Genomic DNA, 15,309 nt, shown 5'->3' on the forward strand with positions numbered 1-15,309 from the left:
GGACGTCGTGAATGCTGGGAGTGATTTTTACATCGCTGATTGAGATGCTTGAGGAAAAAGTATCTCCTGAATTTGCTGATGAAGTTATCACACAAGCCCGTCTGGATAACGACGGCGCCTACACTGCCGTTGGCTATTACCCCTTCGACGACATGCAGAAGCTGTTATCTGTGCTGGTCGAGAAAACCCAGAAATCCTCCGATGCCTTACTGCATGACTTTGGTGTTTACCTGTTTGGTCGTCTGGCAGACAGCCATGCCAGCGTGCTTACGCAAAAAAACTCCCTGTTGGATGTGTTGGAACACCTCGACGGTGATATCCACGTTCAGGTGAAAAAGCTGTACCCCGATGCTGATCTGCCGCGCTTTACCGTACTGTCGCGCACCGATAATGCCATGCGCCTTCGCTATTATTCCGAACGGGAACTGACCACACTGGCAGAGGGACTGCTGCAGGGCGCCGCGCAACACTTTGACTGTGAGATTGCCTGCCAGACCCTGCGCACCGCTGAGCCTCATACGTTTGAATTCAGTATCGAGATAGTCGCGTGATCGGAGAGTGACATGGATGAAATGATTTCCTCACTGGAACGTCGACTCAGGCGCGAGCGTCAGGCCAGAAAGCAGGCAGAATCCATTCTGACAGAGAAAAGTATCGCGCTGTATCAGGCGCTGCAGGAATCGGAACAGGCTAAGAAAAAGCTCGAACTGGCGCTGTGGGCATCGCAGATTTCATTCTGGGAATGGCGTGCTGCAGATGATTTGTTTGAAGTGCGCTCATTCAGCCTGACGGGCGGAAAGGAAAGTGTCTCACGCGGCAACCTCATCTCGCTGATGCGACTTATTCATGACGACGATATTGAGAATCTCCAGTTTGTGTGGGCGATGACCGTTCACGGCAGCCGGGATCGCATTGAATCGACGTTCCGGTTTAAATCGGGCAATGGGTATCAGTGGGTCAGGTTACGTGGCAGGGTGCTGGAGCGGGGGGCAAATAACGAGGCCCTGCATATTGTTGGTATTACCCGGGACATTACCCACGAGGTTGATGCCGAACACTCTTTTCATCTGCTTGCCTCGGCGTTTTCCAGTTCCCGGGAACCTATGGTGGTATTGTCTGTATCGCTGGAAATTACCGAAGCCAACGAGGCGTTTGGCAGGCTTATGGGGGTGGAAAATAAAGATGGTTTCATCGGTCGGCAATTGTCCGATTATATTCATGATGAGACCGATGTTTCACAACTGAGTGCCGATGAGGAGCGGCATGTCGAGACTGAGATTACCCCGCCCTTCGGTCAGCCAATCCCGATTGAACTGTCTATTGCCCGGTTTGCAGAAGAAAAAAAACGTGCCCCGTATTTTATCGCCACGATGCGTGACATCAGTGAGCGTAAGCAAAATGAGGCCCGCTTGCGTCAGCTTGCATTGCAGGATGACCTGACCGGATTACTCAACCGCAATGGATTAAACGATGCCATTACCAGACTAACTGATAAGCAGACGGCTTTCGCGGTGCTGTTTATTGACTTAGATGGGTTTAAGCAGGTCAATGATACTGCCGGGCATGAGCAGGGCGATGCTTGTCTAAAAGCGGTGGCCGGGGTATTAACCCGCATTTTTGACCGGCACAGCACACTGACGCGCTGGGGGGGGGATGAGTTCGTCGTGGTGATGACACAACCTGCGCAGGCGGTAGCGAACAGCGATGCGCTGATTGACGCACTGGAACATCTGGATATCTCTACTCCGTCAGCAGATTTGTGGCTGTCGGCCAGTATTGGCGTTGCCTTTTATCCTGAGCATGGTGATACCCCCTCTGGCATTATTCAGGCTGCGGATGCCGCCATGTATCATGCCAAGGTAAGCGGGAAAGGGCGGGTACAGGTATATGAGCGCGGTCTTTACGAAAAAATGGCTGAGAAGGTGAGTATGGCCAATGAGTTACGCCGCGCCATTGAAGGCCAGATGCTCGACTTCTACATTCAGGGCAAATATGACCTGAACGGGCAGCTTCGCGGCGGTGAAGTGCTGTGTCGCTGGATGTCAGGCTTTCATGGCCTGGTGCCACCGGATATTTTCATCCCTATTGCATCAGACAATAACCTGGACAGCCAGATTGGCTGTCAGGCGCTTGAGGCAGCCTGTGATTATATCTCAATGATGGAAGCAAACGGCAGAACCATCCCACTGGCCATCAATATCACCGTTAACCAGCTAGTGGATCCTGCTTTCCCCGGTATAGCCAGAGCGATTTGTGACGACAGTCAGGTATCAACCGGTCTGATCGAAATCGAGCTGACGGAATCGGCATTCCTGAAAGAGCCGGAGCGGGCTATGCAGGCGCTTAAGTCGCTGCAAAAGCTCGGATTCAGGCTTGCGCTTGATGACTTTGGCGCCGGCTTTTCTGCCATCAGCTATCTGCGGCAGTTTGATTTTGATGTCGTTAAGGTCGACCGCAGTCTGGTCAGTGAACTGGATACCAATACCCGTGCACTGGCCCTGTTCCAGGGACTTACTGCCATGCTGAACAGCCTGCAGGTGGACGTTGTGGTTGAGGGCGTAGAAAAAGCCTCATATCTGCCCTTTATTATCGAGTCGGGTGTGTCACTGCTGCAGGGCTTTTATTTTGACCGCCCGATGCCCTACCAGCAGTTCCTTGGCCGGAATAACCTGTAGTCTTTGAGGAATAAAAAAGCCCGCGTCAGAGCGCGGGCTTTTTAACCGTAACCGTGGTTACTTGGTATTGGTACTTTCGAAGATTTTGTCAGCAGACGCTGCAACAAATCCCTGGTAGCGTTTACCGTTTGGCATATCGTAACGCTGCGCAAACTCATAGAAGCAGCTTGGAATGGCGATGGTTTCACCGCCAAAGTCGACGTCTGCGCGGTCGGCCATGGTCGATGACTGTGCAAGGAACACGTCCGGACCGCCTTTAATTTCACCACCAGAGGTGTTCAGGACAAAGCCGGCTTCTTTAAGCAGGTCATTCACGTCAGACAACTCCTGCGTCTGACTTAAATGATTCACGCTCACAGTAAAGTGATTGGCGCGGAATCCCCATGCTGCCAGCCAGGCTGCATATTCAGACTCATTCAGCAGGGTGTCATAGTCTGCCTTGGTGATATCCCAGTGGCGGCCTGAATACAGGAAGTTATCTTCAGTAACCGTGTCGGCATTCATCTGATCAACCAGTTTGTGGATGATTTTTTGTGCCTCGTCAGACAGCTCCTGAACCCGCAGTTCACTGATAAACACTTTAGGCTGCGTGTCATCCGGGTGCTCGAAATGCTTTGCATCCAGTTTCTTCGCCTCAAAGTTGTACTGACCTTTTTCCTCATAGCCTAACGCGAGGAAATGGGCTGCCAGTTTATCCAGTGACGTTTTATCCAGGTTGAAAGTGCGAAATGCCACGTGGTCATTTACGATTTCATCGCCACTTTCTTCACCCAGCAGCAGTGCATGCACTTTGTGCGCTGACGGGGTAATCGCGATGTAATCTTTCCACAGATTGTCGAACAGAGCGTCGATATTACTGTGCATATCAGTAGGGTCCTTATTGATTTTTTACATTGTAAGGCCAGGGCTCAGTGTGCCCGGCATGGTTACTTTATCCAGCTCAACAGAGGCAACCGGGTAGGCGCAGTAATCTGCCGCGTAGTACGCACTGGCGCGGTGGTTACCACTGTCACCAATACCGCCGAACGGTGCGGCACTGCTGGCGCCTGTGATCGGACGGTTCCAGTTCACAATACCCGCACGAATGCGCTCGAAGAAGTAACGGTAGTCTGCTTCGCTGTCGCCCAGGAAACCGGCTGACAAACCAAAAGTCGTATTGTTGGCTTCATTAATAGCATCATCGAAGCTGTTATAACGGATGACTTTCAGCAACGGCCCGAAATGTTCTTCATCCGGCAGTGCATCTAGCATCGGCGTGACATCGATAATGCCTGGTGTTACGAAGCCTTTGTCTTTTTCCGGTTGTTCCAGACGCAGCAGCACGTTGCCGCCTTTGTCTTCCAGCATGGCTTGTGCCTCAACCATCATGGCGGCCGCTTTCGCGGAAATCATGGCACCCATGAACGGCTGGTCGTCGGCATCATACTCGCCCACTTTGATGTTTTTACTGACTTCGATCAAACGTGACAGAATCTTGTCTCCGGTCTCGCCTGCCGGCAGGAACAGACGGCGGGCACAGGTACAGCGCTGACCGGTGGTGATAAACGCTGACTGCACAATGTCATGGACAGCGGCATCCAGGTCTTCCACGTCTTTGACGATGAGCGGATTGTTACCGCCCATTTCCAGTGCGAGGATTTTGCCCGGATGGCCGGAGAATTGTTCGTGCAGCAGCTTGCCGGTGCGCGAGCTGCCGGTAAAGAACAGACCGTCAATACCCGGATGAGAAGCCAGTGCTTTTCCGGTTTCGACTTCGCCCTGAACAAGGTTAAGCACGCCAGCCGGCAAATCTGCGTTTTCCCATAGCTTGATCATTTCCTGTGCAACTAAAGGCGTCAGGTCGCTGGGCTTGAAGATAACCGTATTTCCGGCAATCAGGGCAGGCACAATGTGACCATTTGGCAGGTGTCCCGGCAGGTTATACGGACCAAATACGGCGACAACGCCATGCGGCTTATGGCGGATAAAGGCTTTACCTACCGGAACGCTGTTTTCTACAACCCCGGTACGGTCAAAATACGCTTTCTCAGAAATACCAATTTTGCCCATCATGGCACCCACTTCGGTCGCGGTTTCCCATTCAGGCTTACCGGTTTCGCGGGCGATGACTTTTGCCATATGGTCTTTGGCATCGGTCAGCAGTTCGCCGTAACGTTTGATGATCGCAAGACGTTCTTCTACGGTTTTTGCGGCCCAGGCTGGAGCGGCTGCGCGCGCTGCCTTAACAGCGCTGTCTACCTGTGATGGTGTCGCAGATTTACCTTCCCAGATAACGGCATTTTTTGCCGGATCGACAGATGCAATGTCATGGCCTTCGCCGGCCATCCACGCACCATTGATAAAATGTGTGTTCTGCATGTCAGTTCCTGTCGTTAGTCTCTGAATTTCACCGGTGCAAAACGCACCAGGTCGCCTTCACTGATATTCAGTGCAGCGGCTGCCTGTCGGGAAATGACCGCGACCTGCTGTTCTTCACTTACCACCATTTCGGTAGCAACAGCGCGGAAGTTTTCAACCGACGTGTTGATAATGTAATGCGTCTGGCCATTTGCTGCTGTCTGATCATCGATCAGTACCGGCAGTTTCATACTGGCCTGCGCTGTACGAATGTGACTGAGGTTAGCTTCTACCGTTGGGCCCGCATCAAAGATGTCTACGTAACCACGGCAGCTAAAGCCTTCTTCCTGCAACAATTGTAGTGCCGGACGGGTTTTTTCATGCACCTGACCGATAACGGCCTGCGCTTTTTTGCTCAGCAGATTGACGTAAATCGGATACTTCGGCATCAGTTCTGCAATGAATACTTTGTTGCCGATGCCGGTCAGATAGTCAGCCGTAGGGAAGTCCATTGAGAAGAAATGTTCTTCCAGCCACTCCCAGAAGGGTGAGCAACCATTTTCATCACTAACACCCCGCATTTCTGCGATCACGGTTTCTGAGAAGCGCTCGCGGTGCTCCATCATGAAAAGGAAGCGAACTTTCGACAGGAAGCGGCCATTAATGCCGCCACGTGCCATTTCACGCAAAAACAGCGTACAGATTTCTGTAACCCCGGTGTAGTCGTTACAGAATGTCAGAATTTCCACGGTATTGTGGATATCCAGTTCCCGCGAGGCGTGTACGACCTTGCCTATATGGTAATGATAAAACGCATCGTCAAGGCCGACGGCCGCTTCAATGCCGGTTGTACCTACAACCTGGCCAGTCACGGTATCTTCCATAACAAACAGGTAAGACTCATCTCCTGGGCGGGTGACATTGGCTTTGGTAAATGTTGCCTCTGCCCGGGCAATCTTATTCCGCAAAAGTTCTTCGTTAACCGGCAGCGACGTAAAGCCGATGCCGGATTCTTCTGCTATATCGTACAGCGACGGATAATCCGCAGCCGTGATTGGGCGAATAATTTTCATGTTCGCTTACTCAACGTTAGTGTGGATTATCAGGCGTTTGCAATTTTCGCAATCGCACGTTCAAAGCGTGCCAGGCCTTCAACAATGTCTTCGTCGGGAATAACCAGTGACGGTGCAAAGCGAATAACGTTCATGCCCGCTACCAGACACATCAGTTTTTCGTCCGCTGCGGCCATCATGAAATCACGGGCACGGCCTTCGTAGTCACTGTTCAGTGCACAGCCAAGCAGCATACCCTTACCACGTACTTCGGCAAACACCTTGTACTTTTCATTAATTTTTTCCAGATGCTCACGGAACAGGGCTTCTTTCTTCAGCACCCCTTCTAAGATTTCCGGCTGATTGATGATGTCAAAGGCACGCTCGGCAACGGCACAGGCCAGCGGGTTACCGCCATAAGTGCTGCCATGGGTACCCGGCTTAAGATGCGCGGCAATCTCTGCTGTGGTCAGCATGGCACCAATCGGGAATCCGCCACCCAGTGATTTTGCAGTGGTCAGAATGTCCGGCGTCACGCCCAGGCCCATGTACGCATACAGGTGACCGGTACGGCCAACACCTGACTGTACTTCATCAAAAATAAGCAGAGCATTGTGCTTGTCACACAGTGCACGAACGCCTTTCACAAACTCTGGCTCAGGAGGAATAATACCGCCTTCACCCTGCAGCGGTTCCATCATCACTGCACAGGTTTTGTCAGAAATCATCGCCTCCAGTGCAGCCAGATCGTTATAGTCACAGTGATCAACCGCACCAGGCTTAGGACCGAAGCCATCTGAGTAAGCTGCCTGTCCACCCACCGTTACCGTGAAGAAGGTACGACCGTGGAAGCCACGGTTAAACGCGATGATTTGATTTTTTTCTTCGCCATGTTTGTCCAGCGCCCAGCGACGTGCCAGCTTGAGTGCCGCTTCGTTGGCTTCAGCGCCTGAGTTGGCAAAGTAAACGCGCTCTGCAAAGGTCGCGCTGGTCAGTTTAGAGGCAAGGCGCAGAGCCGGCTCATTAGTGAACACGTTACTCAGGTGCCACAGCTTGCTGCCTTGCTCATTGAGGGCGTTAACCAGCTCAGGGTGGCAGTGACCCAGCACATTTACGGCGATACCGCCGGCAAAATCGATGTACTCATTCCCGTCCTGGTCCCAGACGCGAGAGCCTTCACCGCGGACCGGTACCATGCTGGCCGGGTTGTAGTTCGGAACCATGACATCATCAAAAGTTGCGCGAGTAACTTTCATCTTTTTTACCTCATCTTAGGCGCCAGAGCCTTGTTAACAGGCTGTGTCTCAGCGCGGTTTTTAATCGAAATTGGTTAACATTATGCCATTTCTGCGTGTAAAAGTCTTGTGCAAGAATTGCTGCAGCCCTTTAAAAATGCGGTCTCTGGCTTAATTTGCAGTTTAAGTGAATAACTATCTACTTTTTGTGTGTTACCCGGTGGCCGGGTAAAACAGAATGCCAGACTATGGACGAGTAGCGAAAACAGGTACAGAGATTTCCTCCGCCGTTATGCATGAATATCCATAAAAAAACCTGTTAAGTGACGTTGACACGTTTCGTAACAGGATCCCCCGATTGCGTGCATTGTGACGTTATAGGAGTGTCCTGTACCATGCAGACTGGATTATTCTGTTCGCTGAGGGCGAAATGTATCTGCACCGATTTGTCGCGCTGATGCTTATGCTGTTTATCACAGGGGGCTGTGCTGTCTTTAGCGCGCCCAACCAGGTTACACAGATCAGTGGTGAAGAGGGGCCGGTCAGCCGTGCCAGTGACGGTCTTTATGACAATCTTGACCCGGGCCGAAAAACGTATCCGGTGACGTGTGAGGGCGATTGCTATCCGCCCACCGACGAGATTGTCTGCGAGGAGGCTACACAGCAGTGCCGGTATGTAGGCAACAACCTGACACCTGAGCTGGATACCGGGTTTACTGTCACCTGGCTGGGGCATGCCAGTTTTGTCGTCAGGTTACCGGATGATACCCGTTTGTTGTTTGACCCGGTCAGCGGTCAGTTTGACTGGCCGGTCGACTGGCTGCACGCCATGACGGGAGGGCATACCCGCTCATTGCCTTCCTGGCTGGATGAGCAAACGCTGGGAGCGGTTGATGCGGTGTTGTATTCACATCTGCATTATGACCATTTTAATAAGCAGGACATTGATAAACTCGGCAGCGATCCGGTGTACTTTGTGCATCAGGATACCGCCGGCTATTTCCCGGACGCCGGACTGAACATCAATGAAATGAGCTGGTTCAGTGAATACCCGCTGGGCGACGTCACTGTTCACGCGGTCCCTGCCCACCATTTTAACGGTCGTTACTACGTGCCGTTTCTGTACGATGACAACGATGATGCGCTGTGGGGCGGATGGGTGCTTGAGTACCAGGGGAAAACCCTGTTTTTTGCCGGTGACACGGGCTATTCAAGCCACTTCAAAACAATTCAGCAGCGGTACGGTGATATCGACGTCTGCCTGCTGCCGATTGCGTCGTATTATCATGAAGAATATGCAAACTGGTACCGCTATGTTCATACGACGCCGGAGGATGCGCTGGTGGCGGCCGGCGATTTAGGCTGCCGGGTGATGATCCCATGGGGGTATGGCAACGCCAGCTGGCAAATGGGAGACCATTCGTCTCACTCGCCGCTGTATCGGTTACTGAATATGCATCAGTCGGTCAGTACCGGCCTGCCGGTGGTTATTTTAAATGAGGGAGAGTCGGTGGCCTTATAGCCAGCCACAGCGGGTTGCCGATTAGCAGTACACCCCGGGCTTGCGGTTTTCCTCGTCCTGCTCATGAATAAGTGGTAGTTCAAATATGTTCATGCCGCGCAGGCAGTCTGTTGCGCCGACAGGCAGGCGAGCCATTTTTAGCTGCTTTTTCGCCTCGTCCTTATCAATAAACCGGTGCTGATGAAGCATACGTACCTGGGTATAACAGGTCGCCTGTCTGAGTATGTCCGCAGATGTGCCGCGCGCACTGACATCATTGCGCGCATACTCGCGCATGGGTTCGGCAAGCGGTACACGACGAAACACCATGTGCTCGAATAGCTCGGCGGCCAGGTTATTGGCATACTCTTCCTGCAGCGCAATCAGATAGTTTGGCGACGGCGACAGTTTCAGCAACGCGTCGTGACGTTCGCGTGCTTTATTTTTTTGTGCTTCCTGCAACATCTCACGCTGAACAAGATCAAAATATTTGAAATACAACCGAATCAGCGCACTGCGGCCAAGGTGACTCAGCATACCCAGCACGAATGCAGGGTATGGCTTCACATTGCTGAAGCGCGCCAGGGCCATGGCAGTGACTGCGCTGCCGGTAGCATATTGCGCCAGTTTGGCTTTAATTTGCGGATATGGATCGGTGATCTGGGGCAATGTTCTCTTGAAGATCATCGCAGGCAGCAACATTTGCAGGTTTTCTATCCCTAAAAAGCTCAACGCCGTTTTCAGTGATTCTACGACAATAACCCGTCCGCGGGAGTCGCGTCGCCGGAATGACGCGGAGTTCACTACCTGTAGCAACTCCTCGTAGAGCCAGGGAAGCGCGGCGGCATGAGGCTCCAGCTTCGACACAGACGCTGCGCGCGTCGCGAGAATATCAATCAGCGCGGTAACGTCATCATTCAGTGTCAGAACGTGCCTGAATACATGCCCAGAGTCCGCAATCTGCTGCTTAATTTCGTGGAACAATGAGTAATGCAGTTCACTGCGCAGGGTGTCGAGATAAGAGGCTTCAGACTGTGCCAGTGCAAAACGGCTTTTAATTGCCTGTTTTTCTACCCGCAATAATTCGCGGCGGGCATTACTTTGCTCGGACTCTTCATAGGTCACTTCGCCCGGGCTGCGCTTACCAAGCATCTTATACACCCGCAACGGTGAGATCAGTACGTTCTCAAAGCGTTCGCCAAAACCAGGGGGTGGCGTGGCGTCAGACATGGCAAGTACACTCCTGATATTACTGGCAGTACCGCGAAAGCAATTCTCCCGGACAGCGGACGAACGGATATTCATATTTATACCTTACTGATACACAGGTAAAAAGTAGACTTCTGGCTACATTAGTCACTGATCTATCGGCAAACGAACGATTTAGTTAACCTGAATCAGGTAGAAAAGCGTCTGCCTGGCCAGTATTTAAGCGTTCAGAAAGGTACGCAGGACGTCATGGCCATACTCGGTCAGCAACGACTCCGGATGAAACTGCACTCCCCACAGCGGAAGTGACGTGTGGCGGATGCCCATGATTTCCATTTCTCCCCGACTATTGGTATGCCAGGCATCGACAGCCAGACAATCAGGCAACGTAGCGGGGTCGAGTAATAAGCTGTGATAGCGGGTAACGGTAAAGGTGGCAGGCAGTCCACGGAACAGTCCGCCACCATTATGGGTAATACGGGATGTCTTGCCATGCAGGATATCCGTTGCGCGGACTACGTTGGCCCCGAAAGCCTGACCGATGGCCTGATGACCCAGACAGACGCCGAGAATCGGGATCCGCCCGGCGAAACGGGCGATGGCGTCCAGTGTGATACCTGACTCGTTGGGTGAGCATGGCCCGGGTGAAATAACCAGATAGTCGGGCGACAGGGTCTCTATGTCATCGAGTGTCAGGGCATTATTGCGCACCACATTTACCGTCTGTCCAAGCTCGGTAAAGTAGCGCGCAAGGTTATGCGTGAACGAGTCAAAGTTATCAATCAGTAGCAGCAATGTGATTCTCTGCAGCAGACCGCGAAATGTGGTTTATGGCTTCGGGAGAAAACCAATCGCATTGTAGACCGTCTCAAGCGTTTTGGCTGCGCGCTCCGACGCTGCTTCTGCGCCAGCTTTCATGACGCTGTCAAGATAGGCCCGGTCATTGCGCAGGTCCTGGTATTTTTCCTGAATAGGTGCAATCAGGGCGACAACGGCGTCGGCAACATCCCCTTTCAGGTGGCCGTACATTTTGTCTTCGTATTCAGGCACCAGTGCATCAATGCTGCGTCCGGTTGCCAGTGACAGCAACGTCAGCAGGTTCGACACACCGGCCTTCTCTTCGCGATCAAAATAAATACGCGCCTGCTCGTCAGAGTCGGTGACGGCACGCTTGATCTTCTTGGTAACCTTTTTGGGGTCTTCGAGCAGGCCGATAAAGTTATTCGGGTTTGAGTCAGACTTAGACATCTTTTTGTCTGGCTCCTGCAGGCTCATAATACGGGCGCCGAATTCCGGAATGGCGGGATCCGGTAAACGGAATATGTCGCCGTACAGGTTATTCATTCGGGTGGCAATATCCCGGGTCAGCTCAAGGTGCTGTTTCTGGTCTTCGCCCACCGGTACCTTGTGCGCCTGATACAGAAGAATATCCGCAGCCTGAAGAACCGGATAGCTGTACAGGCCGACATTCACATTGTTGACGTTGCGCGATGACTTGTCTTTGAACTGCGTCATGCGGTTCAGTTCGCCCATCTGGGCATAGCAGTTCAGCACCCAGGCCAGCTGAGCATGTTCGGGAACATGTGATTGTACGAACAGGGTACTTTTTTGCGGGTCAATACCACACGCGAGATACAGTGCCAGTCCATCCAGGCAGGCCTCACGTAATTGTGCGGGTTCCTGTCTGACCGTAATGGCATGCAAGTCAACCAGCATATAAAGGCAATCATGGTCGTCCTGCATGGATACCCATTGCTTCAGTGCTCCCATGTAGTTACCAAGGGTTAACTGTCCTGACGGCTGACAGCCACTTAATACAATAGGTTTACTGTTCATTATGGTTACCTGTTCTTTATAAATGGGTTATGCCTGATGCAGCGCTGCAAGCTCGGCGCGCATTTTTTTGAGCACGGCACTGTAATCCGGCTGGTTGAATATCGCTGAACCAGCAACAAACATGTCGGCACCGGCCGCTGCAATCTCGCGGATATTATCGACTTTTACGCCACCGTCAATCTCTATCCGGATGTCATAGCCTGATGCCTCAACGCGCTGGCGTACCTGACGAATCTTATCCAGAGTGGAGGGAATAAAGGACTGTCCGCCAAACCCCGGATTTACTGACATCAGCAAAATATGATGGAGTTTGTCCATCACGTGATCGAGATAATGCAGCGGCGTTGCCGGATTAAATACCAGGCCGGGCTTGCAGCCGGCATCAATGATGAGCTGCAGTGACCTGTCGATATGATCGGATGCTTCCGGGTGGAAGCTGATATAGCTCGCGCCAGCCTTGGCAAAGGATTCAATCAGACTATCTACCGGACTGACCATCAGATGGACGTCAATAGGGGCTGTGATTCCGTACTTCCGTAACGCGTCGCACACCATGGGACCGAACGTCAGGTTAGGCACATAATGATTGTCCATCACATCAAAGTGCACAACATCAGCACCGGCATTAAGCACCGCCTCTACGTCCTCGCCCAGCCGGGCAAAGTCAGCAGACAAAATAGATGGGGCAATGATGTAGTCAGCCATAGTGTGGTCCCATTGGAAGCAAAGGTACGACAACGTGTCGCGGCAGGTGTCGCAGTTTACCGAAATCCGACAGGATTAAAAAGTGCCGGGCTCAAGGTGAACCGGGCGGCGGTGCTGCGCCAAAACAGGGAAACTGCTTAGTTTTGGTGCAAAAAAGCAGCAACGTAGTGGGGTGATATTTTCGTGCCATAAATAAAGGAAATGATAAGTTCTTTAAAAACAGAGTGTTGCGTTTTTTATTTGATGTGAATCCAAAGAAGTCGGTAAGCGGGCACTAAGCTTGCGTAGTGTTCAACAGCACAATAATAAAAAGACAGAAAACTACGAAATTACAACAAGTTTGAATAACTGGAGAACACACATGAAAAACACTTTTAACAAAACGCTGATTGCGGTTGCCCTTGCTTCACCGGCCCTGTTCAGTGCCTCTGCGATGGCAGAAGGCGAATGGACGGCGAATGCCAGTGCGGGCAGCAACTACATCTGGCGTGGCCTGACGCAGTCTACGAACGAAGCTGTTGTTCAGGGTGGTATCGACTATGCGCACGAAAGTGGTTTCTATGCAGGTACCTGGGCGTCGAACGTTCAATATGCTGCTGACGACGTGTACTCCTATGAACACGACATGTACTTTGGTTTCGCAGGGGAAGCCGGTGACATCAGCTATGACGTAGGTTACCTGTACTACAACTATGATGCTGAAGCCGAGTTCGATTTCGCTGAAATTTATGCCACGGTTGGATACAACAATCTGAGTGCGACCCTTTATTTACTGGCGCATACGGAAGCTGATGAAGGCGAAGGACAGGACTTTGGTTTTGCACAGGCGTCTTACATTTCGGTTGATTACAGCATCCCACTGGAAAGTGGTGCTGAAGTCGGTCTTCACCTTGGTCATCACCAGGGCGATTTTGCCGAGGCCTTTAATGGTCTGACTGAAAGCTACAGTGACTGGGGCGTTTCACTGTCTAAAGATGGTTTCTCTTTCCTGGTATCGGGTACCACCATGGACAGTGATGAGCCTGCCGCGCTGGGCGGATTAGACAACGATGAAATTAAGTTCACGGTTTCATACGGGGTTGATTTCACTCTGTAAAACAAATGAGCTGCGTGGCGCGAGCTTGTGTCACGCTGCCTGTCAGGACGCGAATAAACGGCGTCCTGCAGGCAAATTATGGTCATTGAACGTGTTTTTGTGTCTGTGGCACTTGTCGTTGGCGTTGAATAGCGTATTATATGGTCACGTTTTAACCGGTGAACAGGACTCAGGATGAGAAAATTCGTCACACTTTCTATCGTTGCGGGGGTTATGCTCACGTCGACGGCAGCAATTACACTGACGATGTCAAAGGACTGTGCATGGCAGGCACAAACCGATATGCCCGCTAATAATCCTGTCGTGGTTAGTCAGATACCCCAACAATGCGATGCCAGTGTTACGGAAGTCAGCTGGTTATCCTGGTTGGCGGGCAAATCGTCATCGTATCAATTTCATTTCCTGGATTTGCTTGAGCTGTTGCACGGCTCAGATCGCAGCAATCGTCAGCCTGTTTCACCCGTCCACTAGGTGATAAGTGGCTGAGTCAAAACCCGGTATTATTGCGGTCATACTCAGTGTGCTGGCCAGTGCGTTTGGCGTACAGACCGGCAAAAATTATCAGCGGGATTTCGCCCAGGCTTCTGCAGTAAGATATGTGGTGGTCGGAGTCGTCTTTGTGGTTCTGTTTATTTTTCTGCTTATCGGGGTGGTCAGGCTTATCGTACCGGCCTGAAAATACGGCTTAGCGCTGTGCACCGACTGTGGGTGTGGTTTGCAGACCGGCTACCGGCTTTTTGCGTTTTCTGGTCAGCGTCACCGGTGACGCGGTGGGCGGAAAAAACGCCAGGATCTCATCGACCGGTGCCCGTTTGGCGCCATTCTGGCTGATCGAACGTTTAACCGATAACATACTGAAATCCGCACCCCGATATAACTGACGGGTCAGCGGCAGATCATGATTCGAAATCAGCACCGGAATGCCGCGTTTACTTGCCGCTCTGTCAGCCAGCTCGGCCAGCTTTTCCTGCGCCTCATGACCAAAAGATTTCGCCGCATAACTGGTAAACGCAGCTGTTTTGCTGATCGGCGCATAGGGTGGATCACAATAAATTACATTGCCGCGTCGGGCCCGGCTGAATACCTTCTCAAATGGCAGGCAGGTGAATGTGGCGCGTTGCGCTTTTTCAGCAAAAACCAGCATTTCTTCCTGTGGAAAATACGGTTTGCTGTAGCGACCAAACGGCACATTGAATCTGCCTGACAGGCTGTAACGGCACAGGCCGTTGTAGCCATGACGGTTCAGGTACACAAAAAGAATAGCGCGGTAGTATTCGTCCTTCGTCTGATTAAACTCTTCCCTGAGTGCATAATACGTTTTCTCGTCATTATGACCGGGCGTAAAGAAACGCCGGGTATCTGCTATCAACGCGTCAGGTTGGGCTTTGAGCAGCGAATACAGACTGATGAGATCGGGATTAATGTCGTTCAGCAGATAGCGTTTAAAGTCGGTATTGAGGAAGACTGAGCCGGCGCCAACAAACGGTTCGATGAGTTTATTGGCCTGCGGTAACCGCGCCTGAATTTGCTCAACCAGACTGTACTTTCCACCGGCCCATTTGAGAAAGGCCCGGTTTTTCTTTTGCGTCATGCGTTCTCTAACTACCCGTACAGAATGTAAGCGCCAGGCGAAAGGTGATGGCAGCGTGTGTGTCGCCGCCCT

General features: G+C 51.9%; 15 protein-coding genes. 6 read left to right on the top strand and 9 right to left on the bottom strand.

Annotated features, from left to right (window positions below):
• The first annotated feature begins 11 nt into the window (after nt 1–11).
• Nucleotides 12–551: a heme NO-binding domain-containing protein gene (locus AB1N33_RS04300; RefSeq protein ID WP_411270308.1), complete on the top strand. Its 540-nt coding sequence runs from the start codon at nt 12–14 to the stop codon at nt 549–551.
• 12 nt (nt 552–563) lie between these two features.
• Nucleotides 564–2,675 (top strand): putative bifunctional diguanylate cyclase/phosphodiesterase, encoded by a 2,112-nt coding sequence (locus AB1N33_RS04305; protein WP_411270309.1) that lies wholly within the window; start codon nt 564–566, stop codon nt 2,673–2,675.
• A 57-nt stretch (nt 2,676–2,732) separates the two neighbouring features.
• Here AB1N33_RS04305 and AB1N33_RS04310 read toward each other — a convergent pair whose 3' ends face one another.
• The 4 genes from AB1N33_RS04310 to AB1N33_RS04325 are packed head-to-tail and all read right to left on the bottom strand — an operon-like array spanning nt 2,733 to nt 7,320.
• Nucleotides 2,733–3,539: a DUF1338 domain-containing protein gene (locus AB1N33_RS04310; RefSeq protein WP_411270310.1), complete on the bottom strand. Its 807-nt coding sequence runs from the start codon at nt 3,537–3,539 to the stop codon at nt 2,733–2,735.
• A gap of 24 nt (nt 3,540–3,563) precedes the next feature.
• Nucleotides 3,564–5,033: a succinylglutamate-semialdehyde dehydrogenase gene (astD, locus tag AB1N33_RS04315; protein ID WP_411270311.1), complete on the bottom strand. Its 1,470-nt coding sequence runs from the start codon at nt 5,031–5,033 to the stop codon at nt 3,564–3,566.
• A gap of 14 nt (nt 5,034–5,047) precedes the next feature.
• Nucleotides 5,048–6,085, bottom strand: a complete 1,038-nt coding sequence (astA, locus tag AB1N33_RS04320; protein WP_411270312.1) for an arginine N-succinyltransferase — start codon at nt 6,083–6,085, stop codon at nt 5,048–5,050.
• Between the two features lie 29 nt (nt 6,086–6,114).
• Nucleotides 6,115–7,320 (bottom strand): aspartate aminotransferase family protein, encoded by a 1,206-nt coding sequence (locus tag AB1N33_RS04325; RefSeq protein ID WP_411270313.1) that lies wholly within the window; start codon nt 7,318–7,320, stop codon nt 6,115–6,117.
• A 409-nt stretch (nt 7,321–7,729) separates the two neighbouring features.
• Between AB1N33_RS04325 and AB1N33_RS04330 the strand changes: the two genes are divergently transcribed.
• A complete protein-coding gene (locus AB1N33_RS04330) occupies nt 7,730–8,821 on the top strand; it encodes an MBL fold metallo-hydrolase (protein ID WP_411270314.1) in 1,092 nt (363 codons plus the stop codon).
• Nucleotides 8,822–8,842: 21 nt separating this feature from the next.
• Here AB1N33_RS04330 and AB1N33_RS04335 read toward each other — a convergent pair whose 3' ends face one another.
• The 4 genes from AB1N33_RS04335 to rpe form a co-directional block, all read right to left on the bottom strand.
• The gene (locus AB1N33_RS04335) at nt 8,843–10,030 is read right to left on the bottom strand and encodes an HDOD domain-containing protein (protein WP_411270315.1); all 1,188 of its coding nucleotides are present in this window, start codon (nt 10,028–10,030) and stop codon (nt 8,843–8,845) included.
• 198 nt (nt 10,031–10,228) lie between these two features.
• Nucleotides 10,229–10,804 (bottom strand): anthranilate synthase component II, encoded by a 576-nt coding sequence (locus AB1N33_RS04340; RefSeq protein ID WP_411270316.1) that lies wholly within the window; start codon nt 10,802–10,804, stop codon nt 10,229–10,231.
• Between the two features lie 33 nt (nt 10,805–10,837).
• A complete protein-coding gene (gene trpS, locus AB1N33_RS04345; RefSeq protein WP_411270317.1) occupies nt 10,838–11,845 on the bottom strand; it encodes a tryptophan--tRNA ligase in 1,008 nt (335 codons plus the stop codon).
• Nucleotides 11,846–11,872: 27 nt separating this feature from the next.
• Entirely contained in the window at nt 11,873–12,550 is a 678-nt protein-coding gene (gene rpe / locus AB1N33_RS04350) for a ribulose-phosphate 3-epimerase (RefSeq protein WP_411270318.1), read from the bottom strand.
• Nucleotides 12,551–12,911: 361 nt separating this feature from the next.
• On the opposite strand from rpe, the gene AB1N33_RS04355 reads away from it, so the two are divergent.
• From AB1N33_RS04355 to AB1N33_RS04365, 3 genes are all read left to right on the top strand, one after another.
• Complete coding sequence (locus AB1N33_RS04355) at nt 12,912–13,646, top strand: TorF family putative porin (RefSeq protein WP_411270319.1); 735 nt, start codon at nt 12,912–12,914, stop codon at nt 13,644–13,646.
• A gap of 174 nt (nt 13,647–13,820) precedes the next feature.
• On the top strand, nt 13,821–14,117 hold the full coding sequence (locus AB1N33_RS04360; protein ID WP_411270320.1) for a hypothetical protein: 297 nt from the start codon (nt 13,821–13,823) through the stop codon (nt 14,115–14,117).
• Between the two features lie 7 nt (nt 14,118–14,124).
• Nucleotides 14,125–14,322, top strand: a complete 198-nt coding sequence (locus AB1N33_RS04365; RefSeq protein WP_411270321.1) for a DUF2970 domain-containing protein — start codon at nt 14,125–14,127, stop codon at nt 14,320–14,322.
• A 9-nt stretch (nt 14,323–14,331) separates the two neighbouring features.
• Here the strand turns inward: AB1N33_RS04365 and AB1N33_RS04370 are convergent, their stop codons facing one another.
• Nucleotides 14,332–15,237: a Dam family site-specific DNA-(adenine-N6)-methyltransferase gene (locus tag AB1N33_RS04370; protein WP_411270322.1), complete on the bottom strand. Its 906-nt coding sequence runs from the start codon at nt 15,235–15,237 to the stop codon at nt 14,332–14,334.
• Nucleotides 15,238–15,309 lie beyond the last annotated feature (72 nt).

Source organism: Alteromonas nitratireducens (assembly GCF_040812025.1).
Classification (GTDB): Bacteria; Pseudomonadota; Gammaproteobacteria; order Enterobacterales; family Alteromonadaceae; genus Alteromonas; species Alteromonas nitratireducens.

Coding starts and splice junctions, on each gene's coding strand:
- AB1N33_RS04305 (WP_411270309.1), top strand. CDS start 564: ATGGATGAAATGATTTCCTCACTGGAACGTCGACTCAGGCGCGAGCGT.
- AB1N33_RS04370 (WP_411270322.1), bottom strand. CDS start 15,237: ATGACGCAAAAGAAAAACCGGGCCTTTCTCAAATGGGCCGGTGGAAAG.
- AB1N33_RS04355 (WP_411270319.1), top strand. CDS start 12,912: ATGAAAAACACTTTTAACAAAACGCTGATTGCGGTTGCCCTTGCTTCA.
- trpS (WP_411270317.1), bottom strand. CDS start 11,845: ATGAACAGTAAACCTATTGTATTAAGTGGCTGTCAGCCGTCAGGACAG.
- astA (WP_411270312.1), bottom strand. CDS start 6,085: ATGAAAATTATTCGCCCAATCACGGCTGCGGATTATCCGTCGCTGTAC.
- astD (WP_411270311.1), bottom strand. CDS start 5,033: ATGCAGAACACACATTTTATCAATGGTGCGTGGATGGCCGGCGAAGGC.
- AB1N33_RS04330 (WP_411270314.1), top strand. CDS start 7,730: ATGTATCTGCACCGATTTGTCGCGCTGATGCTTATGCTGTTTATCACA.
- AB1N33_RS04300 (WP_411270308.1), top strand. CDS start 12: ATGCTGGGAGTGATTTTTACATCGCTGATTGAGATGCTTGAGGAAAAA.
- AB1N33_RS04335 (WP_411270315.1), bottom strand. CDS start 10,030: ATGTCTGACGCCACGCCACCCCCTGGTTTTGGCGAACGCTTTGAGAAC.
- AB1N33_RS04310 (WP_411270310.1), bottom strand. CDS start 3,539: ATGCACAGTAATATCGACGCTCTGTTCGACAATCTGTGGAAAGATTAC.
- AB1N33_RS04360 (WP_411270320.1), top strand. CDS start 13,821: ATGAGAAAATTCGTCACACTTTCTATCGTTGCGGGGGTTATGCTCACG.
- rpe (WP_411270318.1), bottom strand. CDS start 12,550: ATGGCTGACTACATCATTGCCCCATCTATTTTGTCTGCTGACTTTGCC.
- AB1N33_RS04325 (WP_411270313.1), bottom strand. CDS start 7,320: ATGAAAGTTACTCGCGCAACTTTTGATGATGTCATGGTTCCGAACTAC.